The organism is Alkalihalobacillus sp. CinArs1, assembly GCF_947387515.1.
GTDB lineage: Bacteria > Bacillota > Bacilli > Bacillales > Guptibacillaceae > Guptibacillus.
Genome location: NZ_CANDOB010000002.1, coordinates 963,743 through 989,933, shown reverse-complemented (window position 1 = coordinate 989,933; position 26,191 = coordinate 963,743). Strand labels below are relative to the sequence as shown.

General features: G+C 40.7%; 27 protein-coding genes and 1 other annotated feature. Of the genes, 11 read left to right on the top strand and 16 right to left on the bottom strand.

The features are described from left to right. Positions 1–21 precede the first annotated feature (21 nt). Genes PFZ69_RS13795 through PFZ69_RS13785 form a run of 3 tightly spaced genes read right to left on the bottom strand, consistent with a single transcriptional unit; the run spans position 22 to position 1,878 of the window. Positions 22–819: an NAD kinase gene (locus PFZ69_RS13795; RefSeq protein ID WP_270181651.1), complete on the bottom strand. Its 798-nt coding sequence runs from the start codon at positions 817–819 to the stop codon at positions 22–24. Between the two features lie 19 nt (positions 820–838). Then, positions 839–1,471 (bottom strand): GTP pyrophosphokinase, encoded by a 633-nt coding sequence (locus tag PFZ69_RS13790; protein ID WP_270181650.1) that lies wholly within the window; start codon positions 1,469–1,471, stop codon positions 839–841. A 23-nt stretch (positions 1,472–1,494) separates the two neighbouring features. Then, positions 1,495–1,878: a hypothetical protein gene (locus PFZ69_RS13785; RefSeq protein ID WP_270181649.1), complete on the bottom strand. Its 384-nt coding sequence runs from the start codon at positions 1,876–1,878 to the stop codon at positions 1,495–1,497. Between the two features lie 146 nt (positions 1,879–2,024). On the opposite strand from PFZ69_RS13785, the gene PFZ69_RS13780 reads away from it, so the two are divergent. The 4 genes from PFZ69_RS13780 (at position 2,025) to PFZ69_RS13765 (ending at position 4,285) form a co-directional block, all read left to right on the top strand. Beyond that, complete coding sequence (locus tag PFZ69_RS13780; protein ID WP_270181648.1) at positions 2,025–2,603, top strand: CYTH domain-containing protein; 579 nt, start codon at positions 2,025–2,027, stop codon at positions 2,601–2,603. A 112-nt stretch (positions 2,604–2,715) separates the two neighbouring features. Beyond that, on the top strand, positions 2,716–3,111 hold the full coding sequence (locus PFZ69_RS13775) for a globin domain-containing protein (protein ID WP_270181647.1): 396 nt from the start codon (positions 2,716–2,718) through the stop codon (positions 3,109–3,111). A gap of 89 nt (positions 3,112–3,200) precedes the next feature. Next, positions 3,201–4,028: a ClpXP adapter SpxH family protein gene (locus tag PFZ69_RS13770; protein WP_270182048.1), complete on the top strand. Its 828-nt coding sequence runs from the start codon at positions 3,201–3,203 to the stop codon at positions 4,026–4,028. An 83-nt stretch (positions 4,029–4,111) separates the two neighbouring features. Further along, the gene (locus tag PFZ69_RS13765; RefSeq protein ID WP_270181646.1) at positions 4,112–4,285 is read left to right on the top strand and encodes a hypothetical protein; all 174 of its coding nucleotides are present in this window, start codon (positions 4,112–4,114) and stop codon (positions 4,283–4,285) included. Positions 4,286–4,674: 389 nt separating this feature from the next. Here the strand turns inward: PFZ69_RS13765 and pepF are convergent, their stop codons facing one another. The 3 genes from pepF to mecA form a co-directional block, all read right to left on the bottom strand. Continuing rightward, entirely contained in the window at positions 4,675–6,489 is a 1,815-nt protein-coding gene (gene pepF, locus PFZ69_RS13760; RefSeq protein WP_270181645.1) for an oligoendopeptidase F, read from the bottom strand. Positions 6,490–6,583: 94 nt separating this feature from the next. Then, on the bottom strand, positions 6,584–7,756 hold the full coding sequence (locus PFZ69_RS13755; protein ID WP_270181644.1) for a competence protein CoiA: 1,173 nt from the start codon (positions 7,754–7,756) through the stop codon (positions 6,584–6,586). A 109-nt stretch (positions 7,757–7,865) separates the two neighbouring features. Beyond that, positions 7,866–8,546: an adaptor protein MecA gene (mecA, locus tag PFZ69_RS13750; RefSeq protein WP_270181643.1), complete on the bottom strand. Its 681-nt coding sequence runs from the start codon at positions 8,544–8,546 to the stop codon at positions 7,866–7,868. 268 nt (positions 8,547–8,814) lie between these two features. Between mecA and PFZ69_RS13745 the strand changes: the two genes are divergently transcribed. Beyond that, positions 8,815–9,489 (top strand): TerC family protein, encoded by a 675-nt coding sequence (locus PFZ69_RS13745; protein ID WP_333489742.1) that lies wholly within the window; start codon positions 8,815–8,817, stop codon positions 9,487–9,489. Positions 9,490–9,525: 36 nt separating this feature from the next. Here the strand turns inward: PFZ69_RS13745 and spxA are convergent, their stop codons facing one another. Next, positions 9,526–9,924, bottom strand: coding sequence for a transcriptional regulator SpxA (gene spxA / locus PFZ69_RS13740; RefSeq protein WP_270181642.1), 399 nt, complete (start codon positions 9,922–9,924; stop codon positions 9,526–9,528). Between the two features lie 284 nt (positions 9,925–10,208). On the opposite strand from spxA, the gene PFZ69_RS13735 reads away from it, so the two are divergent. Together PFZ69_RS13735 and PFZ69_RS13730 are read left to right on the top strand one after the other, a co-directional pair. Next, entirely contained in the window at positions 10,209–11,411 is a 1,203-nt protein-coding gene (locus PFZ69_RS13735; RefSeq protein WP_270181641.1) for an efflux RND transporter periplasmic adaptor subunit, read from the top strand. Positions 11,412–11,422: 11 nt separating this feature from the next. Next, complete coding sequence (locus PFZ69_RS13730) at positions 11,423–14,488, top strand: efflux RND transporter permease subunit (protein WP_270181640.1); 3,066 nt, start codon at positions 11,423–11,425, stop codon at positions 14,486–14,488. A 30-nt stretch (positions 14,489–14,518) separates the two neighbouring features. Here PFZ69_RS13730 and PFZ69_RS13725 read toward each other — a convergent pair whose 3' ends face one another. Further along, complete coding sequence (locus tag PFZ69_RS13725) at positions 14,519–14,647, bottom strand: hypothetical protein (RefSeq protein ID WP_270181639.1); 129 nt, start codon at positions 14,645–14,647, stop codon at positions 14,519–14,521. Positions 14,648–14,679: 32 nt separating this feature from the next. After that, positions 14,680–15,243 carry a GNAT family N-acetyltransferase gene (locus PFZ69_RS13720; protein ID WP_270181638.1) on the bottom strand — a complete coding sequence of 188 codons (564 nt, stop codon included), beginning with the start codon at positions 15,241–15,243 and terminating at the stop codon, positions 14,680–14,682. 155 nt (positions 15,244–15,398) lie between these two features. On the opposite strand from PFZ69_RS13720, the gene PFZ69_RS13715 reads away from it, so the two are divergent. Beyond that, positions 15,399–15,575 (top strand): hypothetical protein, encoded by a 177-nt coding sequence (locus PFZ69_RS13715; RefSeq protein WP_270181637.1) that lies wholly within the window; start codon positions 15,399–15,401, stop codon positions 15,573–15,575. 37 nt (positions 15,576–15,612) lie between these two features. Here the strand turns inward: PFZ69_RS13715 and PFZ69_RS13710 are convergent, their stop codons facing one another. Beyond that, positions 15,613–16,818: a putative glycoside hydrolase gene (locus PFZ69_RS13710; protein WP_270182047.1), complete on the bottom strand. Its 1,206-nt coding sequence runs from the start codon at positions 16,816–16,818 to the stop codon at positions 15,613–15,615. A 193-nt stretch (positions 16,819–17,011) separates the two neighbouring features. On the opposite strand from PFZ69_RS13710, the gene PFZ69_RS13705 reads away from it, so the two are divergent. Beyond that, positions 17,012–17,536, top strand: coding sequence for an HD domain-containing protein (locus PFZ69_RS13705; RefSeq protein WP_270181636.1), 525 nt, complete (start codon positions 17,012–17,014; stop codon positions 17,534–17,536). 1 nt (position 17,537) lies between these two features. Here the strand turns inward: PFZ69_RS13705 and PFZ69_RS13700 are convergent, their stop codons facing one another. From PFZ69_RS13700 to PFZ69_RS13675, 6 genes are all read right to left on the bottom strand, one after another. Then, on the bottom strand, positions 17,538–17,930 hold the full coding sequence (locus tag PFZ69_RS13700) for a hypothetical protein (protein ID WP_270181635.1): 393 nt from the start codon (positions 17,928–17,930) through the stop codon (positions 17,538–17,540). Positions 17,931–18,179: 249 nt separating this feature from the next. Next, positions 18,180–19,118 (bottom strand): ABC transporter ATP-binding protein, encoded by a 939-nt coding sequence (locus PFZ69_RS13695; RefSeq protein WP_270181634.1) that lies wholly within the window; start codon positions 19,116–19,118, stop codon positions 18,180–18,182. Beyond that, positions 19,111–20,181, bottom strand: a complete 1,071-nt coding sequence (locus PFZ69_RS13690; protein WP_270182046.1) for an ABC transporter ATP-binding protein — start codon at positions 20,179–20,181, stop codon at positions 19,111–19,113. The genes PFZ69_RS13695 and PFZ69_RS13690 overlap by 8 nt, the downstream gene beginning before the upstream one ends. Positions 20,182–20,192: 11 nt before the next feature. Then, entirely contained in the window at positions 20,193–21,215 is a 1,023-nt protein-coding gene (gene opp3C / locus PFZ69_RS13685) for an oligopeptide ABC transporter permease (RefSeq protein ID WP_270182045.1), read from the bottom strand. A gap of 5 nt (positions 21,216–21,220) precedes the next feature. Next, positions 21,221–22,150 carry an oligopeptide ABC transporter permease gene (gene opp3b / locus PFZ69_RS13680; protein WP_270181633.1) on the bottom strand — a complete coding sequence of 310 codons (930 nt, stop codon included), beginning with the start codon at positions 22,148–22,150 and terminating at the stop codon, positions 21,221–21,223. Positions 22,151–22,324: 174 nt separating this feature from the next. Then, the gene (locus PFZ69_RS13675) at positions 22,325–24,013 is read right to left on the bottom strand and encodes a peptide ABC transporter substrate-binding protein (protein WP_270181632.1); all 1,689 of its coding nucleotides are present in this window, start codon (positions 24,011–24,013) and stop codon (positions 22,325–22,327) included. Positions 24,014–24,448: 435 nt separating this feature from the next. Here PFZ69_RS13675 and PFZ69_RS13670 point away from each other — a divergent pair, with 435 nt between their 5' ends. Together PFZ69_RS13670 and trpS are read left to right on the top strand one after the other, a co-directional pair. Next, positions 24,449–24,820 carry a DUF3899 domain-containing protein gene (locus PFZ69_RS13670; RefSeq protein ID WP_270181631.1) on the top strand — a complete coding sequence of 124 codons (372 nt, stop codon included), beginning with the start codon at positions 24,449–24,451 and terminating at the stop codon, positions 24,818–24,820. Between the two features lie 55 nt (positions 24,821–24,875). Further along, positions 24,876–25,104: a binding site (T-box leader), on the top strand. 63 nt (positions 25,105–25,167) lie between these two features. Further along, positions 25,168–26,157 carry a tryptophan--tRNA ligase gene (gene trpS / locus PFZ69_RS13665; RefSeq protein ID WP_270181630.1) on the top strand — a complete coding sequence of 330 codons (990 nt, stop codon included), beginning with the start codon at positions 25,168–25,170 and terminating at the stop codon, positions 26,155–26,157. Positions 26,158–26,191: the final 34 nt, after the last annotated feature.

Below are 26,191 nucleotides of genomic sequence, written 5' to 3'. Positions count from 1 at the left end.
TGAACTGGACTGCTTCTGTACTTATTCATCATCGACGAACGATTCCTTCACGCGCTTCCAGAATGGGAAAGGTCTAAACCTAGCAAACCGGATCTTTTCTTCTGCAACACGATATTGAATCGATTTGACATCTTTTTGAAGTAAGAAAAGGTGGTCGACCGTAATCTGAAAATCCACGTCATTAACAGGTCTTAATAAACAAGTGTGATGCTGAGGCAAAACGAGCGGTGAGCCAACCGTTCGAAATACCCGATTATTGATCGATGCCATCTCGGAGAGCTGAATCGACGGCAGGGCTGGATGAATAATCGCTCCACCAAGCGCTTTGTTATAAGCTGTGCTCCCTGAAGGAGTAGAAATACAAAGGCCGTCTCCTCTAAATGTTTCAAAAAGATCACCTTTGATATCAACATTCATTACTAGTGAGCCCTCGACGCTTTTTACCGTACATTCGTTCAAAGCGAGATACCTATTTTCTTTCGAGCTATCAAGGTAACGAACCGTTACTTCAAGAAGAGGGTATTCAACGATTTGGAATGGCGTCCTCGCAATATGAATCACAAGTTTCTCAACTTCCTCAGGCACCCAATCTGCATAAAACCCAAGGTGTCCAGTATGTACACCGACAAATGCGGTATCGTCCAATCGATCTTGATAATGATGAAAAGCATGCAGCAACGTGCCATCTCCACCAACAGAGATCACGATATCTGGTTCTGCTTCATCGTACTCTAGATCAAAATCACGCAAATAGTTCTTTATGCGCTGCTGTAGCTGATTCGACGTTTGATCCCCTTTCGACTTTATAGCAAATTTCACTTTCGGCACCTCATCTACTTTAGTTTTCTTTCTCTTCCTTTTCTTTCTTTTGCATAAACACTTTTTGGGCTTCTTTTATTTCTCCCCTAATCTCCGACATTTCATCATCTAACCTTGAGGCGGCTTCTGCTGCTCGTTGAAGTCGCCTTTGGATGTTGCTCGGAATCTTCTTATTATATTTGTAGTTAAGGGAGTGCTCAATCGTTGCCCAAAAGTTCATTGCGAGCGTACGGATCTGAATTTCAACGAGAAGCATCTGTTCACCGTGAATCGTTTGAACAGGGTAACGGACTACGACATGATAAGAGCGGTACCCGCTCTCTTTTTGATTCGTTACATAATCACGCTCTTCAACGATTTCAAAATCTTTTCTGTTGCGTAAATGCTGAATCACACGGTTAATATCTTCAACGAACTGACACATCACGCGTAACCCAGCGATATCATGCATCTCTTCCTGTAGCTTATTCGTTGGAATATCTTTTCTTTTCGCTTTATCCATAATACTTGGAATCGGCTTTACTCTTCCTGTAACAAATTCTACAGGCGTATGATCATCCGCCTTTTCAAACTGATCTCTGATGCCTTTAAGCTTCACCTTCAGCTCGTTTACAGCCTGCTTATATGGCGCCAAAAACTCTTCCCAATTCATCCTACCACCACCAACGACAATATCTATGAAGTAGCTGTTAGAAATACGCTCTCAACAGCTTCATTCATTTCATTTCCATAGTTAGAATTCCCTTTGATATTCTCAACTAAATAAGCGAGCTCTTCTTTTATTTCGACAAGCTCGAGCTTATCCCCTGTCTCATCGACTAGCAAAACAGGTAAATCTTTATCTAGAATGCCTTTTAAAGAAGACCACACGTCCTTGTTAAAACGAATATATGTATACCCTTCATCACCATCAAGTAGATAAACAAATGAGAGGTTGTCTGAATCTACAAGCATATTCCCAGTTGCAGAATAACTAGTTAGATCCACTTTCTCATCGATATAAAAGATTGTATTCTCCTCGTTCATTTCTCCTCTTGTTACCTGGTATTGTAATGCCACAAATACCTCTCCTTCCTTGCAAATGCTATATGTACCACCATATAGTTTATCATATCGAATGGGGTGATTTCAGTTGTGTTGTCCTAAACACCTACTTATGACATAATTTCGATAGATAAGATATTTCCTTAATGGAGGCTCAACAAATGGCTCAAGAAATCGAGATCGAATTTAAAAATATGCTAACCGAAGAAGAATATGACGCATTATTAGCTTCCTATGAGCTATCACATGACGATATAAAAACACAAACAAACGATTACTTTGATTCTGATCAATTTATTCTTCGGGACAAAGGCGCAGCCCTACGTGTAAGGAAAAAGAAAAATAGGCTTGTACTTACCTTGAAAGAGCCAGCACAACAGGGATTATTAGAGACGCATCAAAATATCACTGAAGAAACATTTCAATCGATCAAAGAAACTGGACAATTACCAAACGGAGAAGTGTACCAACAAGTAGCGAAGCTCGGTCTTGCTGAAAACCTTTTCCATCTCGGGTCATTAACGACTCATCGTGCAGAAGTGAAGCTTCCTACTGGCCTCCTCGTTCTAGATCACAGTGAATATCTTGGATGTGAAGATTACGAATTGGAATTTGAAGTGACCGATTTTGAAGAAGGAGAACGTGCTTTCTACCAATTATTAGAAAAACATGGAATCGAAATTAGAAAGGCTAAGAACAAAATACAGCGATTCTTCATTGAAAAACAGAAGCAACTGTAGCGCTTCTGTTTTTTTATGGGAATCATTGCAAACCAGATTATTTGCTGTTACATATAGAGGTTGCTAAAATAAAACTGTAATAAGGTTCTAATTTCCAAAGGGGAAGAGCAATATGAAACAAAACATGTATGATTTAATTGGACGTTCAAAGTTAGATGAACTTGTGAACGCGTTCTATAACAGAGTTTCACAACATCCGAAACTTAAACCGATCTTTCCTGCTGACTTGGACGAGACAGCACGAAAGCAAAAACAATTTTTAACACAATTTCTAGGAGGTCCTCCTCTATATTCTGAAGAACATGGGCATCCTATGTTAAGAGCAAGACATCTACCATTTGAAATCACACCAGAACGAGCTACAGCCTGGCTAACTTGTATGGAAGATGCTATGGACGAAGTTGAATTAGAGATTGAACTTAAAGAACATTTATTAAACAGACTTACATTCACAGCCCACCATATGGTCAACACGGGTAATCCGGAAGAGAAAGGAGAATCGAATTGACACCGAAAGAGACAGGTTCCTTTTGCGATTCTTACAATCCAAACGGAGATACCGACACTTGTTCAACGCTATCCCAGAAAAGCAAGCCGATCGAGATCTACTCTTTCGTCGATCCGTTATGCCCTGATTGCTGGGGTCTTGAACCCGTCATAAAAAAGCTCCATCTTGAATATGGACATACATTTCGAATAAGGCACCTTGTGGGTGGTAATGTTGAAACGTTCAATTCCTTTAAAAGGAAAACAGAAGGCATTAAAACCCACGCAGATGTTGCGAAACGCTGGGAGCGCACTGCTACACGATCTGGCATGTCATGCGATGGGGACCTCTGGTTTGAGGATCCGATCGATACACCTTACATCGCTTCGATCGCAATCAAAGCAGCAGAGCTTCAAGGAAAGCTGCAGGGTCTTCGATTCCTTCGTAAAATGAGAGAACTTCTCTTCATCGAAAAGCAGAACATGACGAAAGAAGAGAACCTCGTCAATGCAGCTAAAGATACTGGCCTAGATGTGGAAGAGTTTAAAAAAGACCTCCACTCTCAAGCATCGATCAGAGCCTTTCAATGTGACTTGAAGATATCAGCTGAAATGGAAGTGAATGAACTTCCAACACTCGTTTTCTTTAACGAAAACATTGAAGAAGAAGGGCTGAAGATTACGGGTCTTTACGATTACGAAGTGTACGTTAGCATTTTACATGAAATGCTGAAAAAAGAACCGGAACCTGAGCCTCTACCTTCCATCGAACATTTCTTGCAGCGTTATCAGTTCGTTGCAACGAAAGAGGTTGCAGTTGTTTATGATTTGAGCCTTGAAGAAGCAAATGCCGAAATGAAAAAACTCGCACTGAAACAAAAAGCCGCACAAGTACCAGTGAAACATGGTTGCTTCTGGCGATCGACTTCTCAATCTTAAGGAACGGGGAAAATTCCCTCGTTCCTTTTTTACGGTCTAAAAACAAAAAGGTTTCATATTTATTTTATTGAGGAGGAGAAAGTATGTCTTATACTGTACTATTCGGTCTGATACTTGTGGCTTTGAGTTTTGGAGTTTTTTTAATGGGGCTTCTTAAGTTCATCCCTTCGATCGTAGGGATTCTTCTTCTGTTTTTCTCAATTTTATTTACAGTAAGCATGTTCAACAAGCGCAACCAATTTAAAGGCTTTCACTAAAAAACCCGCCTGTAGTTAGGCGGGTTTAGTACTGATAAAGTGGGGATTTCCGCTCCAGGATACTCGCTTTCCGCGAGGCGGGCGGTGAGCCTCCTCGGCTTCGCCTGTGGGGTCTCACCTGTCCCGCTGATCCCACAGGAGTTGAGTATCCTTCCGCTCCAATCCTAATATAAGTTTTATTGGAAGCGTAAACTTCCTAAAGAAGCCGGAAAGAAAAACCTTTTTTTCATAATAGATTCAAATGTTTCATTCGATTTGAAATTAATTTTGTGAAGTGAATAACTCTTCCTTCATGTGATTAACGGAGTTCATCCATAGAAAGACAGACCATAATACACTAGATTTTTGAACAAGCAAAAACCCGCCTGTAGTTAGGCGGGTTTGCATTGTTATGAGAAGAGCAGGTTTTCCATTTCATCTAGGATGGATTCAAACACATCTAAAGCGTCGCTGATCGGTTTTGATGATGTCATATCTACACCAGCTTTTTTCAATACTTCGATCGGATAGTCAGAGCTTCCCGCTTTTAAGAAGTCAATATAGCGTGAAACAGCTGGCTCGCCTTCATCAAGGATTTGCTTTGATAAGGATGCCGCTGCACTAAATCCTGTGGCATATTGGAATACATAATAGTTGTAGTAGAAATGTGGGATCCTTGCCCATTCAAGTGCAATATCTTCATCGATCACTAGGTTTTCACCGAAATACTTTTTGTTCAACTCATAATACAACTTTGAAAGCAGGTCTGGAGTCAATGGCTCGCCTTCTTGAGCTTTCTTATGGATCATGTGCTCGAATTCAGCAAACATCGTTTGACGGAACACAGTTCCACGGAATCCTTCAAGATAATGATTTAACAAATACAGCTTTTCTTGCTTATCTGTTGTATTTTTTAATAAGTAGTCATTCAGAAGAGATTCATTCGTCGTCGACGCCACTTCTGCTACAAAGATCGAATAATTAGCGTATGGATATGGCTGGTTCTCTCTCGTGTAATAAGAGTGTACGGAATGACCAAACTCATGTGCAAGCGTGAAAAGATTGTTCACGTTATCTTGCCAGTTCATCAAAATATATGGTCGCGTACCATAGCTGCCGGATGAATACGCTCCGCTGCGCTTCCCAACGTTTTCTTGAACGTCTACCCAGCGATTTTCAAAGCCTTCTTTTAAGATGTTTTCATATTCTTCGCCTAGTGGCGTTAATCCCTTTAAAATATAATCCTTCGCTTCCTCATACTTCACTTCCATCTTTACATCTGGAACTAAAGGTGTATAGAGATCATACATATGAAGTTCATCTAATCCTAACGCTTTTTTACGAATATCTACGTAACGATGCAACAAATCTAAGCGACTATTTACGGTTTTGACGAGATTATCATACACTTCTTCAGGAATATTGTTATTGTCGAGTGCTGCTTGACGAGCAGAATCGTAGTTACGAACGGATGCATAGTAGTTATCACGCTTGACCGTTCCACTCAGCGTACTCGCGAATGTGTTTTTAAATTTATCATACGTATCATAGACGGCTTTAAAGGCATCCTTCCTTACTCTACGGTCACTGCTTTCAAGGAAACGGATCAATCTACCATGAGTGACTTCAACCTCATCACCTTTCTCATCTTCAATCGTAGGGAATTTCATATCAGCATTGTTTAACATCCCGAACGTGTTGCTCGAACTATTCGTAACATCACTAATGCCAGCGAGAATCGCTTCTTCTTCTTTTGAAAGAACATGTGGACGCTGACGGTTAATTTCGTCGAGTGCTTGAGCATACAACTGAAGATCTTTGTTTTCTTTCAAATAAGTTTCGATTTCCTTCTCAGGGATACTTAAGATTTCTGGTACTACGAACGCAAGCGCGCTGCTGACTTGTGTCGCAAGATTTGATGCTCGATCATTCAAACCTTGATACGTTGAGTTTGTCGTATCCTGGTCGTACCTCATGTGTGCGTATGTAAAAAGCTTTCCTAGTTTTTTGGTAATTTCATCTTGCTTTTGTAGTCCAGCATAAAGCGTATCAGCTGATTCGCTCAGTTTCCCTTTATACGTTTCCATCTCAGGGATTAGCGCTTTAATTTCTTTGAATTCTTCTTCCCATTTCTGATCATTCTCATAAATCGCTTCTAAATCCCACGTATCTTCTACCGGAATATCTTCACGTTTTGGTAATGCATTTTTTGTTTTGTTCTCCATCTATCAGACACCTCCATCATATTTTCATATACATTAATTATCCTATCATATTTCTCTTATTATTCTTACATTTTCGCTCGACAATACTCGCATGTTAGCTAAGATTTGAAAGTACTCTTTCATCTGATTTTAAAGCGATTTCGACAGAATGATGCATGGCGGGTTGATGTATTTTTTCATACCGATCTCCTCTTTTTTTGAGGACGGATAACGTGATGAGTTGCGAGAGGTAACCTCTTAAAGAGAGTTCGATCCCTTCTTCGAATGATTGGGTTCGTACTTTGATAATGCCACGAGAAATGAGTTCTTTAAAGGAATTAGAAAGATGATGAAGTGTAAACGTTGATTTGGGACGTAGGTTTTGAAGGAAAACTAACGAAATCCAAGATTGCCATAAATACGCTGGGGTTTCGATCCAATAATTTGAGGATGAGGGGATGCCTGCTTCTGAAGGGAACAGTCTGAGTGTCCCTCCTTTTTTGTATAAAAGTTTCCTCATATAAAAATAGGCATAACTTTTTTCGCCATGAGGATTCATTCGCCAGATTCGTTTTTGTTTAAGCCAGATCCAATTGATATGAGAGTGAGAGAGTGTTGTTACGTGAGGCTGAAAAAGAGAAGTGATCGAGGTGGTTTCAAGAGAGATTATTTGTGAAGTACAAACGATTTTTGTAGGGGTCAAACTATACTGGGGTACAACGAGGGAGAATAGTTTTTCAAATGGACAGTAATAAAAGAGAATTGGTGTATGGTTTATCATTTTAACAGCTGCCCACTCCATGGAACTTACCGAGTGGATAAAACGATACTTACTTCTGAGTCGACTCTTACCTAAGATCCACCATACGTCGAGCCCACTTTGATAATAACTGTCTGAGCGGTGCTGTAAGAGGGCTTCTTCTATGGATGAGCATTGGTACTCGATAGCAAGGTTACGTGACTTTAAAAAGAGATCTGGCCGTTTTCGAGGCTCTGGTAGATATGTCTCTACTTCAACGTCAGCGTGCTCATTTCTTAACCAGCGGTAAAGCTGTTCTTTGCCCGAAAGATGATAGCTAGACTCAACCTCCCACGGATCAACACAAGGGGCATGGGCACGGTGGGCAAAATGCCAAACTTTTTTCTGACCGAGTCTCATGACGACTGATCCATTACAACTTGGGCAGTAAAAGTCAGTAGTCTTACGAAGCTTTATCAGAGAATCTAACCCCTCTTTGTTCTCAGCAAAATTCAAGATTGATCCAACGCTTGATACAGCTTTTAACATCTGTTCACCTCGATTTTAATTAGATGCGATAGTATTCTCTTCTCTCTCACAATTTTCCTCTTTTTATAAAAATAAAAAAAGCCGATTTCTTATTGAAATCGGCAATGGTTTATAAGAGTGGGAAGTGAACACGGAGCTGTTCAAGAGCCTGTTCAGAGAGAATTTCCTTACCGTATTCTTGCATCCTGTGAACTGTTAGATCTGACTCATATCCGTACTCTAACAACTGGCTCAAGCGGTTATCCTGATCATCTTCGCTCAATGCTTCGTCAAAAACAACGTGGAGGTAATATCTGTCTTCGAAATTGTACAGCCCGTTTTCAACTCCATCTGCATCAAATCCATGAGCTAAAGAGATGACATCTTCAAAATCTTTAAATCCAATTGTGAAGGTGAGTTCTTCTTCTTCAAGCTGTTCTGCTTCCTCTGTCTCATGACTACTTTGAATCGTGAATTTGTCGTCTAAAATTTTATCAATATTCTCATCGATTGGAAGATCCAATTGTTTATCTTCAGAGATCGGTAATTCAAGTTTAGAGCCGTCGTTAGACATCTGCGCACGTGTAACGATGATTTCCAAACCTTTTTCTAAGGCCTGTACTTGTATCCAGAGCGGACCTTCCAGTGAAAATTGCTCTCGCTGATGCGCTTCATCCATCATTTCCCAGAACAGCTCTTCTCCTCTTTCTCGATCGTACCAAATTTCTTCTCGATCAAATCCTCTATTTTCAATGTCCCTATACGTGATAAAGAATTTTAATGTATTTGCGTTGACTCGTTCTATTTCCATCCGTTTTCTCTCCCTCCTGTTTGTTTAACCGGAAGGCTATTCCCTCTGGGATACTCCTTATTGTTTCATTCCCTCAAGCGATTAAACCAAACCGCTTTTCTCTTGTAATACCATTCTATGATAAAACTTCAAAGAATGGAAATAAAAAAACGTTTGTTTTTCACTCATATTACAGCATATACACGATATAAATATTTATGTGTATAGCTTGCCCCTGTATGCTCCTGTCATGATTGTAAAATTTAACTAAATCCGGGAGTTGGCGCCATTGTTCGAAACAGAAATCATCACTTCGATTTTGTTCATTATCGGTATCGATATCGTACTCGGAGGTGATAATGCAGTCGTCATTGCTCTTGCCTGTCGAAATTTGCCTGAATCCAACAGAGGTAAAGCGATTTTAATCGGTACAGCACTCGCTGTAGGTCTAAGAATAGCACTAACCATTGTTGCCGTCTATTTATTGACTCTTCCTTACTTGTTGATCATCGGAAGTCTGTTCTTACTTCTGATATCACTCAAGCTTCTGAAGGATGATGAGAGCACAGAAACGATCGACTCTAAGTTTTCCTTCTGGGGTGCGATCAGGACGATTGTCATTGCTGACCTGATCATGGGGCTTGATAATGTTCTCGCTATTGCAGGAGCAGCCCACGGAAAGCTGTATCTGGTCGTCTTCGGCTTACTGATCTCTATCCCCATCATCGTATGGGGGAGCAGAATGATTCTACATGCTCTAAACCGCTTCCCTTTTCTCATTTACGTTGGAGCGGGGATACTCGCATTAACTGCAGGAAAAATGTTAACGAATGCTCCTGAACTCAAAGCATTTTATTACACGTACCCGTCTTTAGAATATCCTACCCACTGGTTATTCTTATTAATAATTATCATCGGAGGATGGTATTATAAAAGGAAAGCTAACAAAACGGTTCGTAACTAAAAAAACTTCTACAGGAATCTCCTGTAGAAGTTTTTATTAATTTACAAGACGCTGTGTAGCTTCTTGAAGTTGAAATGTACGAACTTTACGTGGAAGGAATCGACGAATTTCATCTTCGTTGTAACCCACTTGTAGACGCTTCTCATCTAAAATGATTGGACGACGAAGCAATCCAGGGTATTCACTAATTAGCTCAAACAATTCCTGAAGTGAAACGTTGTCTAAATTCAAGCCCAATTCCTGGAATGTTTTTGAGCGAGTTGATATAATTTCATCTGTTCCGTCCTCAGTCATACGAAGAATTTCTTTAACCTCTTCAATCGTGAGGGGTTCAGCAAATATGTTACGTTCTGTGAATGAAATGTCGTGCTCCTGTAGCCATGCTTTTGCTTTTCGACAAGATGTGCAGCTTGGAGATGTATAGAGTGTTACCATAAGGATTGGCTCCTTTCTATAAATGAACATTATTCTTTATTTAGAAACATTATCTTCTCACAATTTATATTATACTACACTGTGAAAAAAATAACTAGGGTGATGACAAAAGTTACAATTTAGTTGTACAATTCTTATACATGTAATCCTGATTCTATCTTCTACTTCCCCCATCGTTGCCCTTCTAAACATAAATTGTTTCAAAATGTTTTATTTTATTTAAGCACCACACTTTTCCACATGATAGTATTCGTACAAGAGACACTACTTTTGAGGTGAACATAATGAAGAAAGCGATTTATTTAGCAGGAGTGCTTGTACTCACAAGCGCATGTACCACTCCTGAAATAACGAGTACCGAAACAAAGGATCAACCGATCCCTGTAGAGGTTGCAGACGTTAAGAAGACCGAATTATCTGATGAGCTTGAATTAACAGGACAAGCTATCCCTGGCACTACGATTCCACTCGTAGCTCCTTCTCCTTTAGAAATCGTCGAACTGAACGTTAAAGTAGGAAGTTCTGTTGAAAAAGGGGATCTCATCGCAACGTTGGATGATACAGCTGCAAGGCGAAACGTTGCCAACCTTTCAAATGCAGTCGATGAACTTGAAAAAGCAGTTTCCCAAGCAAAACAATTATCAAGTGAAGCAGAGAAAAATGCGAAAGAGTTAAAAGCGATGCAAGAAGAATTGAACGCATCGTTAGAGCGATCTCAAACACTACTTAACCAAATCGATACGGAAGAAGTAACTGCTTCAGACGTTTTGAAAGAAAGTTTAGAAGTCGCGATTAAGCAAGCGGAGCTATCGCAAGCTGCAGCCTCTCTCCCGTCTATGTCGGCTGGAAACGTCACTCAGCTCGAGTCTCAGCTTGCTGAAACACGCGCAAGTCTGAACCAGGCTAGAGATGTTCTTAATGCCACAACGATCGAGTCACCGATCACAGGCGTTATCTCTCAAATCAACGCAGAGGAAAATGCCACTGCAGTCCCTAATTCTCCACTCGCTGTCGTGGTCAATATGGACCCGGTCGTGGCATCATTTCAAGTAAACAGCTTTCAAATCAGCAAACTTTCTAAAGGGCAGAAAGTCTCCATTACTTTCGATGGAATCGATGGTTCCTTTTCTGGAGAACTTAGCGAAATTCCACCGACAGCAAATGAACAAACCGGCTCATTTGTGATCGATATCGAACTTGAAAACAAAGACAATAAAATCAAAGGCGGCATGAAAGCAACGGCTTTTATTAAAACGGATGTGGTCGAAGATGCGCTGGTTGTACCAAAAGAATCGATTGTATATGGAGAAGACGACACCTACGTCTTTGTCTCACAAGGAAAGAAAGTGAAAAAAGTTTCGGTCAAATTAGGTGCAGAATCTAATGAGACTATCCAAATAACAGATGGGCTAACAACTGAAGATGATGTCGTTACGAATGGTAAAGACCGTCTATCTGAATCATCTGAAATACAGGTACAGAATTGAGTTGAAACGAAATGAATATTGCTAAACTTTCTGTTTTTCGTCCGATCGCTATGGGAATGGTCATCGTTTTCATTCTCATCATCGGTACGGTTTCCTTACGAAATATGCCTGTTGACCTTTTTCCGGATTTAACTTTCCCCGTTGCAGCCGTAACGGTTACATATGAAGGCGCAGGACCTGAAGAAGTAGAAAACCTACTCGCATCTCCTTTAGAAAACGTGATGGGTACGCTTCCAAACGTTGAAAGCATCTCATCCATCTCCCGAAACGGCGGCGCATTGATATTGGTCTCGTTTGAATGGGGGACAGATATGGATTTTGCCACCCTCAATATGCGTGAGCAAATCGATGCTGTCCGGGATTCACTTCCTTCAGATGTTCCGATTCCGAAAGTGTTACGGTTCAATCCTAGTGACATCCCTATCATGCAGTTAGGTGTTGCAGGATCTGAAGAAGAACTAACCGATATCAAACAAACGATTGAAGATCAGATTAAGCCTGCACTCGATTCCGTACCTGGCGTTGCAGCCGTTACGATAGAAGGGCAGTTAGAAAAAGAAATTCGACTTACAGCTGATCCAGACAGACTCAGTCAATATGGCGTTACGCTAACGAACCTTCAACAGCTCATCGGGTCAGAAAACCTGAATATCCCGAGTGGCTCGATCGAAACTGAGAATAAGAACCTTCCGCTTCGGGTCACCGGGGAATTTGAATCTGTGGATGACTTGAAAAATTTATCGGTCCCAACTGAAAATGGTCCGGTCAAATTGAATCAACTCGTAACGATTGAAGAAACAATGAAGCCTTCCGCACAGGAAAGCTATTTAAACGGAGAACCAGCGATAGGCTTCTCCATACAGAAACAGTCTGGCTCTAACACGGTTCAAGTTGTTAGTCAGATCAATGAAAAGTTAGAGGAAATCGAGCCCTCCCTTCCTTCTGATATGGAGATCAAGACTGTTTTTGATCAGGCAAAATTTATTAACCAATCCATTCGCGCCGTTGTTTGGAACATCATCATCGGGAGTATTCTTGCAGCAGCTGTGCTCTATCTCTTCTTAAGAAACATACGAAGCACTCTCATCATCGGCCTCTCGATTCCAATCTCCATCGTAGGCGCATTCATCTTGATGTATTTTTCAGGTCAAACGATCAACTTACTTACACTCGGTGGATTAGCCCTTGGGGTCGGTATGATGGTGGATAACTCGATCGTCATACTCGAGAATATTTACAGGTTAAGGCAAGAAGGAAAATCGATAAAAGATGCAGCTGTAGAAGGTACGAAAGAAGTAGGAAGTGCGATCATAGCATCAACGACCACCACTGTTGTCGTATTTTTACCGATCGTATTCGTTACTGGCCTAGCAGCGCAGCTCTTTAAGCCATTAGCACTCGCAGTGACGTTTTCTCTTCTTGCATCGTTGTTTACAGCATTGATCATCGTACCGTTACTATCGTCTCTCTTAATGAACCGAAACTCATCAAAATCAGGGTTTCAACTGAGATTCGAACGATTGAACGGATGGTACAAACGCTTGTTAGATAAATCTCTAAGGCACCCAAAGAAAACAGTTGGGTTAACGATTGGCTTATTGGTCTTATCCGCTGCAGGAACACCGTTTATCGGCACAGAATTCTTACCTGCTCAAGACCAGAGCTTCGTGAATATTTCTGCAAAGCTACCAGCAGGAAGTTCACTAGATGCGACAACCAATGTAACAGAAGAAATCGATAACGTATTAGAAGAAATACCAGAAGTAAAGCTTTCATACCTTACGGCTGGTGGTACAGATAATTTCAGCGTTGGCGCAGGCAGCCAAACGAACCGGGCCACATACAGTGTATTGCTCGTCCCGATCAATGAACGAAACTCGTCTGACCTCGAGGTTGCTGAAAAGATTCGAACTCAGCTGAAAGACATTCCGAACGCAGAAATTATGGTTTCGGCAAGTGATTCTGGTTTCAATGCGGATCCGATCGCGATCAACATTATCGGACCAGACCTAGATGTCTTGAAAGAACTATCAGAAGATGTCGTCAAGAGTATCTCAGAAGTTGACGGCGTCAGGGAGCCTACCTCTAGTATCGAGTCGAACAACCCTGAAGTACAAATCTTGATCGATCGAGAAAAAGCAGCGAGCTATGGTGTAGGAAGTACTCAAATTTCAACTGCCATTTCGAACGCAACTCAAGGGTTAGTAGCAAGTAACCTTGCAAGAGATGGAAAACAGCTTGATATCCGGTTAACGGTAGAAGAAAAGTATACCGATTCTCTAGATTCGCTTTCGAGCTTATTGATCGAAACGCAAACGGGGCAAAAGATTCCTTTATCTGCAGTGGCTGAGATCAAGCGAGGATTGGGCCCATCTGAAATTACTCGAAGTGATCGGTTACGACAGGTCGAGATAACGGCAAGCCTCTTAAACCGAGATCTAGGGACCGTAACAGACGAGATCCGAGAGAAGCTAGTCGAAGACGTGCCTCTTCCAAGCAATGCGTACAAAATTACCTTTGGTGGACAGGACGAACAGATGAACGATGCTTTCTTCAAACTTTCAGGGGCACTAGCGCTCGCCATCTTGCTAGTCTATATGGTAATGGCAGGTCAGTTTGAATCATTCCTTTACCCATTTATCATCATGTTCTCTGTTCCTTTAACGGCTATTGGAATCATCGTAGGCTTGCTCATTACGTTCCAGCCCCTTGGAGTCGGTTCACTCGTCGGAATGCTGATATTAACCGGGATCGTCGTAAACAACGCGATCGTACTAGTGGATTACATCAACCAGCTGCGCGCAACTGGGAAGGACACGAAGTCAGCTATCCTAGAAGCTGGTCCTGTTCGACTACGACCGATTCTAATGACGGCTCTCACAACGATACTTGGTCTCGTACCACTCTCTCTTGGATTTGGAGAAGGTACTGAGATTCAACAACCAATGGCGATCGTCATCGTATTTGGATTAACTGTTGCAACGTTTATTACATTGATTTTCATACCTGTCGTTTATTACTTGATCGATATGAGAAAACAAAAACGTATTGATAAAAAGCGAGAAACAGCAGAATAATAAAAAGGAAAGCCGAGTGGCTTTCCTTTTTTATGCTGACGTTTTTGTATTTGAGGCAGGTGACTTTGCAGGACGTGGATTCCATTTATTCACACGTTTTTTCAACATATCCTTAAGCATCTCACGCTTCTTTTTCTTTTTCTTATCCCGGTTTTTCATAGAAGCTTCCTCCTCGTTGAAAAACAGTCTTCTCAGTCCTCTACAAGCTCTTTGTCAACTTTCAAACTTAGTACTTCATCTACTGGCATGTACGATTCGCCGTATAATTGCTTATCCTTATAAGTATGAATTTCTTGGTACGTATGCTTCATCGCTTCAAATATTTCTTTCTCACCTGCTTCTTCAGGTGACCAGTACAGTATTTCCATTTCATTAATTTCATTTGTTGCGAGTGAACGTCTCCGGTAACCGATCGATTTAGCGTGTTTAAATCCTTCACGTTTATAAAAGCGCTGTCTTTTCTCTGTATCGGTATCTTCGTAATCTACAGGTTCAACTTCTAGAATAATCGGCTTATTCTTTTCTTTTAATCCATTGATCAGCTTTTTCCCAAGTCCCTGACCTCTGGCATCACCGGAAACAAAGATATAATCCACAAAGATGAAATCTGGCAAGTTTGCATACATTAGTACATGATTTGGCCCCTCATCCTTGATGTAAGTGTCGCTTTTTTCTTCAAGCAACAGGTCCATATGTTCCTTTGATTTCATTTCTTGAATTGGAAAATATTGCTTCAATTTCTCATACCAGTTCATTGATCTACTCCTTTTAGTAAATTGATCACTATTAGTATAACATATTTATACAGTTGTGGCTGAGACTTGACAGGGCTTGCAAACAATAATATTCCCTCTTTTCAAAAAACTAAACATTCGCTAAACTGATAAAAACAGGACTTGGAGGGATCGAAATGCCTCTTATCGTAGAGTTCACATTGTTCGCTTTGTCCATTATCGGTTTAACTGCATTCCTCGCCATCATCATGCATGCATTCGGAACAAACTTTTCTAAACAGAGCAAATCATTCAGTCACCACCTGAATAAAAGTAAGAGCAGCTGGCGTGGAATCCAACGAGATAACCATTAAAATGAAACAAGACCGCCAATGTGAGGCGGTCTTGTTTTTATGGTGTGTAATCAACGTTATTCGTATACGTGTTTCCTGCATTCCAAAGCAAGAATTCGTTGATATTGTTCTTTTTAAGTGCTTTTATTTGTGCTTCTACTTCGGCTTTACCGTAATTTAAGTAATTTCCGCTTCCTAGGTAACTCGCAGTGAAGTCTTGTATCCACGGTCTGCTCGTAGGTGGTGTGTCTAATGCAGCTAGCACTTTATTCTCCACTTGAGCATACTCATCGATGAGCTTGAATGGCTCTAGGTCTGGTTTAGAAATACCGAAGTAAGGACCCCAATGACTCGGATAGATCATGGATGAGATTACGTCAACGTTCTCAGAGATCTTCGAGAAGTTTTGCCCAATGCCAGGCGCTTCTGGAATCGTTGCAGAATAGCCAAAGATATCTACAGACACATCCACTCCATAAGGTTCTAGCTTAGAGTTTGCGTATGCTACGAAGTCTGTAACTGCAGCAACTCGTTTCTGGACGTTTTCCATTTCGAGATCTTTGTAATCGCCCATTGTGTACGTAAGAGAAGTGTCACGCTTTTCGAACCCTTCAGGGAATCGAACATAATCAAACTGAATTTCCTTAAAGCCCATTTTCGCAGCTTCGATCGCGATCTCTACATTGTAATCCCATACCTCTTTACTGAATGGGTTTACGAATGCTTCTCCTCTTCCATTCTTCCAAATAGCGTTTCCATCTTTATAGGAGAGCTCTGGACGTGCTTCAGCTAGTACACTATCTTTAAAAACTACTACTCTAGCAATCGGATAGATTTCATTCTTCTCTAGCTCTTCAAGTACCTTACGCGGATCTTTCATGAAAGGTTTGCCGATATCCAACTTAGCTAGTGGAGAATCTTCCTTTGGTTCATATGTAAGATTACCAAAATCATCTTTAATGTCGATAACCATCGAATTCAATTCGGTCGAATTCACAAAATCGATCAGCTTATCGAATTTTGCTCCACCGGCTGAATGTCCTGTAAGATAAATACCTCTTACAGCATCAGGATATTCAAAACTTAATCCTGAATCATACACGAATCGAGGAAGTGTATCTGGAAGCTTCAACACTTTCCCTTCAACTTTGATTCCATCATGATCTTTAGCTTCTAGAGCTGATTCTTCTGCGAGAGCTGGTTGCCCAATAACAGAAAAAATCAAAACCGTTGCCACTAGGTTTCTCAACCCAACTTTGAAAATACGCACAGCTTCTCTCTCCTTTATTGTTATGCCTCCTCTATTATAAGACGTTTATTAACACTTTGAAAGAACTTCCAGTAAATTTCACGAAGTCTTTTTTTGTCTTTTTAGTGAACGGTATCAGTTGCGTTCATTTTGAGTACATGGTATGATTTTTAGAAAAACATTTAGGATAGCGAGGAGGCAGTTAACCATGAGAAACGTTACACTTACAGATATTTTTCAATTACCATTTGCTAGAAAGTACTTGAAAAGAGCTGGACTAGCTCATGCGGTTACAGTCGCTCAAAAGGCTTACGACCTTGCCTGCCAGAAGGGAGTTAATGCAGATTTAGCTACAAAAGCTGCACTTCTACACGATATCGGACATTATACTTGGTATCGCAATGGAGAATGGGACTTTGAGCTTTATAAACAAAATGACATCCATGCGATCAAAGGCGCAGAACGTGCACACAAGATGCTCATTCGATTAGGTGAAGATCCAGAAGCAGCAAAAGAAATTGCTGTTGCAATCTTGTTTCACACGGACTCTTATTTTAAGGGAACTGTACAACGTACTTCACTTCAAGAAGTGGTCGCGATGGCAGACGAAGCTGATGAAGAACCAAACGGAAATCACCATTACAAAGTAATCTCAGAGGCAGAAGCTGCAGAACGTTTAGCAGAATTAGATGAATTGATCGCACAGGATTCTCGCCTTCAGCAAAGTGTCTAACTCATGTATTAATTTGGAAAGGAATCTTCACAATGCTCTCTTCTTTCTTCCTTTCCATCACCTTCCCTCCCCACTTCATCATAAATTCTTCTTGTCTTTCTCCACTAGGAAGCTTCATAATTAAACTAGTCTTCCCTTGTTTTTTTGATGTGCGAACAACGAAATCGTATAGTGCCCACTTCTTTTCATGATGACCATTAAAGTAAAATTCAAAAAGCTCAGCTTGATCATCCTTCATTTGAATCCATATATAACCAACAGGCGCATCGTTTGCTTCGAGTATATAAATAATTGAATCATTAGATGGTTCACCTGAACACGCGTCTTGATTATGACTTCTTAATAATTGTAATGATTCTTTATCAAACTCGGGATTATACGAATAAAAAATCATCTTCATCCCCCTTTTATCTTTTACATAAGGAGTTTTAAACCATGGCAATAAGACTCATACTGCTAGTTTCTACACTAGTACTCATAACAGCGATTTTAATAGACTATTCTACTTCATTGAACTTATCCCTTTTTATTCAAGCAATCCTTTTCGTAACAATTACAATTTATCTAATCTACATTGTAAAATACAAAATTAAAAACAAAAAATAAAAGGCTGCATTTCAAATGAAATGCAGCCTTTTTCTAATTATACCGTTACGGTTTTCTTTAGTTTGTTGTACTCTTCTTCCGTACAAGCAACCCAGTGGCCATCCGATACTTCACGAAGGATTCTTTCTTCGCCGTTCTCAGGCAAATTCTTCTCTGGATCGTACACCATACGCTGTCTTGAACGCTCATACTCAGGATCCGGTAGTGGAATCGCAGATAGAAGCGATTGCGTATAAGAATGGAGAGGATTACGATAAAGCTCTTCACTCTCTGCCAATTCAACGATTTGTCCACGATACATCACACCAATACGATCACTAATGTATTTAACCATGGAAAGATCGTGTGCGATGAAAAGGTATGTTAAACCTTTTTCACGCTGAAGCTTTTTCATCAAGTTAACAACCTGTGCCTGAATCGAAACGTCAAGAGCTGAAATCGGCTCATCGGCAATGATAAATTCAGGATCTACGGCTAGTGCGCGAGCGATACCGATACGCTGTCTTTGTCCACCACTAAATTCGTGAGGGTAACGGTTAGCGTGCTCTTTGTTAAGACCTACCGTTTCAAGCAGCTCATGTACTTTATCCATTCTAGCTTGCTTGGATTCTGCTAGGTTATGAATATCGATTCCTTCTGCAATGATATCAGCAACTGTCATTCTTGGGTTAAGTGACGCGTAAGGATCTTGGAAAATCATCTGCATTTTACGATTGAATTTTTTCAGATCTTTAGCAGACTTTTTGCCGTGAACGTCTTCTCCCTTAAAGATAACTTCGCCGTCAGTTGCATCATATAGACGGATGATCGTACGACCTGTTGTTGATTTACCACAACCAGACTCTCCAACAAGTCCAAACGTTTCACCTTTTTTAATATCAAATGTTAATCCATCAACAGCTTTCACAGTACTCTTACCCACTTTGAAATGCTGTTTTAGGTTTTTAATTTCGAGTAGTTTTTCTTGGTTAGACATTTCTTTCACCATCTTTCGTGGCAATGATCGGCTCGTCTGGAGCCATGCCGCGTAGGCGTTTCTTAATCGCTGCTGGCGGTTCTACTTTTGGTGCTTTTTCGTGCAACAACCACGTTGCTGCGTAATGAGTATCAGATACTTTGAAAAGAGGTGGCTCCATCTCAGTATCGATCTTCATCGCGTATGGGTTACGAGGAGCGAATGCGTCTCCTTTCGGTGGATCTAGTAAGTCTGGAGGAGACCCAGGAATTGCGATCAAATCCTCTTCAGTAGCTTCTAGACTCGGCATCGAACCAAGAAGACCCCATGTATATGGATGTTGAGGGTTGTAGAAGATCTCATCTACTGTACCTGTCTCAACGATTTTACCAGCATACATAACAGCTACGCGATCAGCGATGTTTGCTACAACGCCTAGATCGTGAGTGATAAAGATGATAGAAGTTCCCATCTTTTCTTGAAGATCTTTCAATAGCTCAAGAATTTGAGCTTGAATCGTTACATCAAGTGCTGTAGTAGGCTCATCTGCAATAAGAACTCTTGGGTTACAAGCAAGTGCGATCGCGATAACAACACGCTGACGCATACCACCAGAGAATTGGTGAGGATACTGTGTTACTCGACCCTCAGCATCTGGGATACCTACTAGCTTAAGTAGCTCAATCGCACGTTCCTTTGCTTCAGATTTATTCATATTTTGGTGCTTGATCAAACCTTCCATGATCTGCTTACCTACTGTCATCGTAGGATTAAGAGATGTCATTGGATCCTGGAAGATCATCGAAATTTCTGAACCGCGGATCTTTTGCATTTCCTTCTCAGAAAGCTTAGAAAGGTCACGGTCACCGAATTTAATTTCACCTTGCTTAATTCGTCCAGGAGGATCAGGAATCAAACGCATTACTGCCTTTGATGTTACGGACTTACCAGAGCCTGATTCTCCTACAATTGCTAATGTTTCACCTTTATTTAAATGGAAGTTTACTCCTCGAACTGCTTTGACTTCTCCAGCAAACGTATCAAAGGAGACATGCAGATCGTTTACGTCTAGAATTCTTTCCATCATAATCCCCCCTATTTACGTAGCTTTGGATCAAATGCATCTCGAAGCCCATCACCTACAAGGTTAAAGGCAATCATGATCAATGAAATGATGATCGACGGCCATAACACTAAGTGAGGGTAGATTTGTAGGCTTGAGAAACCGTTGTTGATAATTGAACCTAGTGAAGCTTCTGGTGGTCTGATACCTAGACCGATAAAGCTTAAGAATGCTTCAAAGAATATTGCTCCAGGGATCGTAAACATCGTCGTGATGATGATCTGACCAAGTACGTTTGGAATCAAGTGTTTACCTATAACACGGCCACTTGTTGCTCCAAGAGTACGTGACGCTAGTACGAATTCTTGTGTTTTTAACTTCAGAACCTGTCCACGTACGATACGCGACATTCCGACCCATCCTGTTAAGGATAAGGCTACGATAATCGAGAATATACCGGGTTCAAATATTAGAATCGCTAGGATGATCAAAATCAAGTTTGGAATTCCTACTAGTACCTCGATAATACGCTGTAGAACATTATCTACTCGTCCACCGTAATAAGCTGAGATACCGCCGTAAGCAACTCCGATTACAAAGTCAATGAATGCTGCCGCTGCAGCAATAAATAGTGAAATACGTGTACCTTGCCAAACACGAGTCCACTGATCACGTCCGAATTCATCGGTACCGAACCAGAAATACTCATCTTCATAACCTTTCGCTTCATATTGGTCCACGCCACGAATATCTACACCGTTTACTCCTAGAAAATCAAAGTTTTCTAAAACAGGCACTTTAGCAGGCAGCTTCGCTCTAGTTAGCTCCTGCGTACGATAGTCATGTTCGTTCATATAGGGCCCAAAGATAGCTAAGAAAGTGATGACAAAGATAATTACCAACCCAATGATTGCACCTGGGTTTTTCTTCAAACGTCTCCAAGCATCTTTCCAAAAGCCAGTACTTTCACCGGCTATCAATTCATTCTCAGAATCATCGATATTAGCGGGCTGAAACATATCATCTGTAAGGTCGTGTAGTTTTTCTTGTTGCATACTCATTACTCTTTCCCTCCCGCTAAACGAATTCGAGGGTCAACAATTCCATATAAAATGTCAACCAATAAGATTACTAAAATAAACAGAAAACTAAAGAATAAGGTCGTTCCCATAATGATTGGGAAATCATTTGTCAAAATGGAGTTAACAAATTTCTCACCAAGACCTGGGATTACAAATATTCTTTCAATAACTAGAGTACCTGTCATTAGACCTACAACCAGTGGTCCCATAATTGTAATGATAGGTATAGAAGCATTACGGATTGTATGTCTAATAACAACCGCTGTACTGCTTAAGCCCTTTGCTTTCGCTGTTACGATATAATCTTGTCCAAGAACCTCAAGCATCTCTGTTCTCATGAAACGAGCGATCGTCGCAACAACAATTGAAGCAATCGCAATTGTTGGCATGATTGTATATGCGAAGCCGTCCCAGTATGCTACTGGTAGAAGCTGCCACTTAACACCAAACCAATACTGCATAAGGCCAGCGATAACAAAACTTGGAATTGAGATACCGAGTACGGCTACGACCATTGTTCCGTAGTCCCAAATGGAATTATGTCTTAATGCTGCAACTATTCCAAGAACTAACCCTAAAATAGTACCTACCACTAATGATTGAAAACCTAGATAAGCAGATGGACCAATACGTTCTCCAATAATCGTTGATACTTGACGGCCGTCCTGCTGGAAGGAGACACCAAGATCACCCTTAAATAAGTTTGTCATGTAAGTAAAGTACTGAACTGCTACTGGATCATTTAGTCCATACTTTTCATTAAGTTGTACGATTTGTGCATCACTTAGCTTTTCCTGGTTATTAAAAGGTGTACCAGGGAGAAGCTTCATCAGGAAAAACGTTAGTGAAGCAATAATTAGAAAGGTAATAACCATTGAAACTACCCTTCCACCGATATAACGTCCCACTACAACCAACCTCCTCGAGAAATACCTGCTTTTTAATTATAAGTCGAAAAACAGTGAATAACCAGATATTATTTTTATCTTTCTGATAATTTAGCTATCATTCGACATTTTTTTTAATACAGGTAAAAAGAGAGTATATGTCAGGATGACATATACTCTCCTGAAAAGCTTTAATTATTTTTCAATCTTAATCCACTTGTAAGATGCGTCAGCACCGAATGGGTGTACATAGTAGTTCTTAACGTAATCCTTTTGAAGGATTGCAAGACCACGTTGGTAAGTAGGAACGATTGCGATGTCCTCTTCCATTAGTACTGTTTCAGCTTCTTGCATCATTTCCCAACGCTTAGCAGCGTCAGTTTCAGTTTTAGCGTTTGAAACTAGCTCATCATACTTCTCGCTTGAGTAAGCCATACGGTTGTATGCACCGTCAGTTTCAAACATGTAAAGGAATGTCATTGGATCTGGATAGTCAGGACCCCAACCACCAGTTGAGATATCAAATTCTCCGTTATCTTCAAGCTCTAGGAACTGCTTCCATGGCTGCTTGTTGATAGTAAGAGTAAGTCCGTCAAGCTTAGACTCATACTGCTCTTTTGCATATTCTGCAATCTTAGAAGCAAGCTCAGAGTCAGTTGTTAAGAATTCAAGTTCTACAGAATCCATACCAAGCTCTTCAAGTCCAGCTGCCCAAGCTTCTTTCGCTTCTGCTTCACCCATGTCAGCGTGGAAACCGTCTGGAGCGTGATCACGGAAATCATCGCCATTTGGTCCGCTTACAAAGTCTGAAGGTACGAAGTATTTCGCAGCGATTGAACCGTTGTTAAGAAGAACGTTTACAAGTCCTTCACGGTCATACGCAAGGAATAGTGCTTTACGTACGTTTTTGTTAGCAAGAGCTTCGTTCTCCTGGTTCATACGAAGGAAGAACATTGTTGGCTCAAGAATAGTAGAGAAATCTTCTCTATCTTGGAACTGATCTACGAAGTCAGAGCTAAGACCAGCGCGGTCAATCTTTCCAGTTTCATAAAGGTTTACTGCAGTAGCAACGTCTTGTACTACTTTTACAGAGATGTTTTCAAGACTTACAACATCAGCATCCCAGTATTCAGTGTTCTTCTTGTAGTTCCAGCCTTCACCGTGGTTCCACTCAGAGAATACGAATGGGCCGTTGTAAAGCATAGTGTCTGCTTCAAGAGCGTACTTGTCGCCTTGCTCTTCAGCAAAACCTTTAGGTTGTGGATAGAACGTTGCGAAAGTTAAAAGAGACTTGAAGTAAGGAGTCTTGCTTTCAACTGTGAGTTCAAGAGTTTTTTCGTCAACTGCTTTAGCACCTAGTTCTTCAACCTTACCGTATAGAGGATCGCCTTCAGTAACGATTGCGTTACCGTTCTTGATTCCTGCAGTTCCAAACATGGAAGCGTAAGGAGAAAGAGTGTCTGGGTGTAGAGCTTTGTGCCAAGCGTAGATGAAGTCTTCTGCAGTTACTTGAGAACCGTCAGACCATTTAGCATCTTCGCGAAGTGTAAAAGTATAAACAGTTTCACCGTCTTTTTCTTCTACTTCTGGCTCATCAGCCGCAACACCAAGTGTTGGTTCGTTGTTTTTGTCTAGGCGGTATAGGCCTTCAAAAACTTGGTTCATTGCTTTGAATGAAGTTGTATCTGTTGCCTGAGTAGTGTCCATTGAAGGAATTTCTGCACTATCAGTTAGATTCAGCTCTTGTTTAGCTGATTCAGATCCGCTGTCGTCTCCTCCAGCATTTCCATTACCTTCGTTTGAGCCGCCACCGCCGCAAGCGGAAAGGAACATGCTCAAAACTAGCACAAGAGATAGGACAAGAGTCCATCTTGATTTCTTCATGCTGTGTGACCTCCCTTAAATTATGTAGCTATAAAAGCCATTTTCTCGTGAGACGAAATTCATCAAATTATCTAAAAATTTGACTCGCTCCTTCCCACAACTCGTATTATACAAGTTTTCTAACTATTTTGCATATGTAATTTTAACGAGAATTTACAAAAACCGCGTCAGCATTACGTTTGCATAACAAAAGATAGTCCAAAAGACCTAGTATGTAATTCGGGGTTTTGGGTAGTGATTTGTACTTTTGCATGCTTTTGCATGAAAATCTAACTAGTGCCATGTATCTAAAAGTATGTAGTGCTTTAAAGTGAATAACCTATGCATGAAACATAATTTTCTAATAAATTACTTTTGTGTAATTAACTATAAGTTATTGTTCTTATCGTTTACATTTTTTATACTTATGAATGACAAACAAAGACGGGGGTTCCAATGAAATCATTATTAAAACGTTCTATAGTACTAATCGTAGTTGCTTTACTTGGAGCAGTCATCACTTCTATCCTATCCGATGATGGTTTTTCTTTCCAGGGTGCATCTGATATTTTATTTATGATATCACTCGCGATGCTATTGATCGGTGCTGCACTACATGTTGTTCAAACTGGATTTTTTGATGGCATCGTATATTCTTTCAAGAGATTTTTAAGATCTTCTACTAAACATCAAATGATTGAGGAAGACAAATCAGAGCTTTCGTATAGGCTGAATTATGATAATCCCATCACGTACCCGATATTGATTGCAGGTGGTTTTTGGATGATCATCACCATTATTATCGCTGTGATTATCACAAGTAGTTGAATTGTTGCATGAGTAGGTATCGTTAAGATATACTTATTGTACGAATAGGATACGGAAAACCGCTATGACAAAGAGTAGTACATTCAGCCGTGATATATAGAGAGCCTGTGGATGGTGTAAACAGGTATCACACTGTTTGGAATGGACTTTCGAGCACCTTTACTGAATGGTTCAGTAGGTAAAGGCGTGAGCATTCACGTTATCACCAGGTTTAATGATTAAACCAACAAGTGATCCATTAATATGGATAAGCAGGGTGGCACCACGGTCCATTCGTCCCTAGCAATAAGGGATGAATGGGCCTTTTTTGTATTCTATCGATAAAAAACTTTTTTGGAGGGAAAACAATGAGCGTTATTTTTTCAGGTATACAACCGAGTGGAACATTAACAATTGGAAACTATCTTGGAGCAATGAAGCATTTCACAGAGTTGCAAGAAGATAACGAATGTTACTTTTGTGTCGTTAACCAGCATGCGATTACAGTACCACAGGAAAAGAAAGCTTTAAAAACAAACACGAAAAGCTTGGCAGCTCTCTACCTAGCATCTGGAATCGATCCAGAAAAATCTACCTTGTTCATTCAATCTGAAGTGCCAGCGCACGCGCAGTTAGGCTGGATGTTACAATGCGTCTCTTATATAGGAGAACTAGAGAGAATGACGCAATTTAAAGATAAATCGTCTGGAAAAGATGCAGTTAGTGCAGGTCTACTCACGTATCCTCCACTTATGGCTGCTGACATTTTGCTTTATGGAACAGAGATCGTACCGGTTGGGGACGATCAAAAGCAGCATATCGAGCTCACACGAAATCTCGCTGAACGATTTAACCGCAAATATAACGATATCTTTGCAATGCCAGAACCACGCATTCCAAAAGTTGGCGCACGGATCATGTCTCTTCAAGACCCAACGAGAAAGATGAGCAAATCTGACGAAAATAAGAATGCATTCATCTCGATGTTGGATGAACCGAATACGATCATTAAGAAAATCAAGCGCGCTGTGACTGATTCTGATGGTGTCGTTCGATTCGATAAAGAAAATAAACCAGCCATTTCGAACTTGCTGACCATCTACTCCCTATGTTCTGGAAAATCGATCGAAGAAATTGAAACGATGTATGAAGGTAAAGGATACGGAGATTTCAAAGCAGAACTTGGTGAAGTCGTCGCTGAAACACTACGTCCGATCCAAGAACGCTACAACGACTTGATCAACTCAGAAGAACTGGATAACATCCTCGACCTCGGAGCTGAAAAAGCAAACCGTAAAGCAAATAAAATGCTAGCAAAAGCGGAAAGAGCGATGGGACTGGAAAGAAGAAAGAGGTAGACATGAAAGGCGGAAGTGAGCGTTTAGAAACGGC

What these genes read in the sequence shown, in the direction of transcription:
- PFZ69_RS13735 (WP_270181641.1), top strand. Translation starts at nt 10,209, where the DNA reads ATGAAGAAAGCGATTTATTTAGCAGGAGTGCTTGTACTCACAAGCGCA.
- PFZ69_RS13730 (WP_270181640.1), top strand. Translation starts at nt 11,423, where the DNA reads ATGAATATTGCTAAACTTTCTGTTTTTCGTCCGATCGCTATGGGAATG.
- PFZ69_RS13715 (WP_270181637.1), top strand. Translation starts at nt 15,399, where the DNA reads ATGCCTCTTATCGTAGAGTTCACATTGTTCGCTTTGTCCATTATCGGT.
- trpS (WP_270181630.1), top strand. Translation starts at nt 25,168, where the DNA reads ATGAGCGTTATTTTTTCAGGTATACAACCGAGTGGAACATTAACAATT.
- pepF (WP_270181645.1), bottom strand. Translation starts at nt 6,489, where the DNA reads ATGGAGAACAAAACAAAAAATGCATTACCAAAACGTGAAGATATTCCG.
- spxA (WP_270181642.1), bottom strand. Translation starts at nt 9,924, where the DNA reads ATGGTAACACTCTATACATCTCCAAGCTGCACATCTTGTCGAAAAGCA.
- PFZ69_RS13720 (WP_270181638.1), bottom strand. Translation starts at nt 15,243, where the DNA reads ATGAACTGGTATGAGAAATTGAAGCAATATTTTCCAATTCAAGAAATG.
- opp3C (WP_270182045.1), bottom strand. Translation starts at nt 21,215, where the DNA reads ATGCAACAAGAAAAACTACACGACCTTACAGATGATATGTTTCAGCCC.
- PFZ69_RS13690 (WP_270182046.1), bottom strand. Translation starts at nt 20,181, where the DNA reads ATGGAAAGAATTCTAGACGTAAACGATCTGCATGTCTCCTTTGATACG.
- PFZ69_RS13775 (WP_270181647.1), top strand. Translation starts at nt 2,716, where the DNA reads ATGAAACAAAACATGTATGATTTAATTGGACGTTCAAAGTTAGATGAA.
- PFZ69_RS13705 (WP_270181636.1), top strand. Translation starts at nt 17,012, where the DNA reads ATGAGAAACGTTACACTTACAGATATTTTTCAATTACCATTTGCTAGA.
- PFZ69_RS13765 (WP_270181646.1), top strand. Translation starts at nt 4,112, where the DNA reads ATGTCTTATACTGTACTATTCGGTCTGATACTTGTGGCTTTGAGTTTT.
- PFZ69_RS13780 (WP_270181648.1), top strand. Translation starts at nt 2,025, where the DNA reads ATGGCTCAAGAAATCGAGATCGAATTTAAAAATATGCTAACCGAAGAA.
- PFZ69_RS13695 (WP_270181634.1), bottom strand. Translation starts at nt 19,118, where the DNA reads ATGTCTAACCAAGAAAAACTACTCGAAATTAAAAACCTAAAACAGCAT.
- mecA (WP_270181643.1), bottom strand. Translation starts at nt 8,546, where the DNA reads ATGGAAATAGAACGAGTCAACGCAAATACATTAAAATTCTTTATCACG.
- PFZ69_RS13675 (WP_270181632.1), bottom strand. Translation starts at nt 24,013, where the DNA reads ATGAAGAAATCAAGATGGACTCTTGTCCTATCTCTTGTGCTAGTTTTG.
- PFZ69_RS13700 (WP_270181635.1), bottom strand. Translation starts at nt 17,930, where the DNA reads ATGATTTTTTATTCGTATAATCCCGAGTTTGATAAAGAATCATTACAA.
- PFZ69_RS13755 (WP_270181644.1), bottom strand. Translation starts at nt 7,756, where the DNA reads ATGTTAAAAGCTGTATCAAGCGTTGGATCAATCTTGAATTTTGCTGAG.
- PFZ69_RS13725 (WP_270181639.1), bottom strand. Translation starts at nt 14,647, where the DNA reads ATGAAAAACCGGGATAAGAAAAAGAAAAAGAAGCGTGAGATGCTTAAG.
- PFZ69_RS13790 (WP_270181650.1), bottom strand. Translation starts at nt 1,471, where the DNA reads ATGAATTGGGAAGAGTTTTTGGCGCCATATAAGCAGGCTGTAAACGAG.
- PFZ69_RS13670 (WP_270181631.1), top strand. Translation starts at nt 24,449, where the DNA reads ATGAAATCATTATTAAAACGTTCTATAGTACTAATCGTAGTTGCTTTA.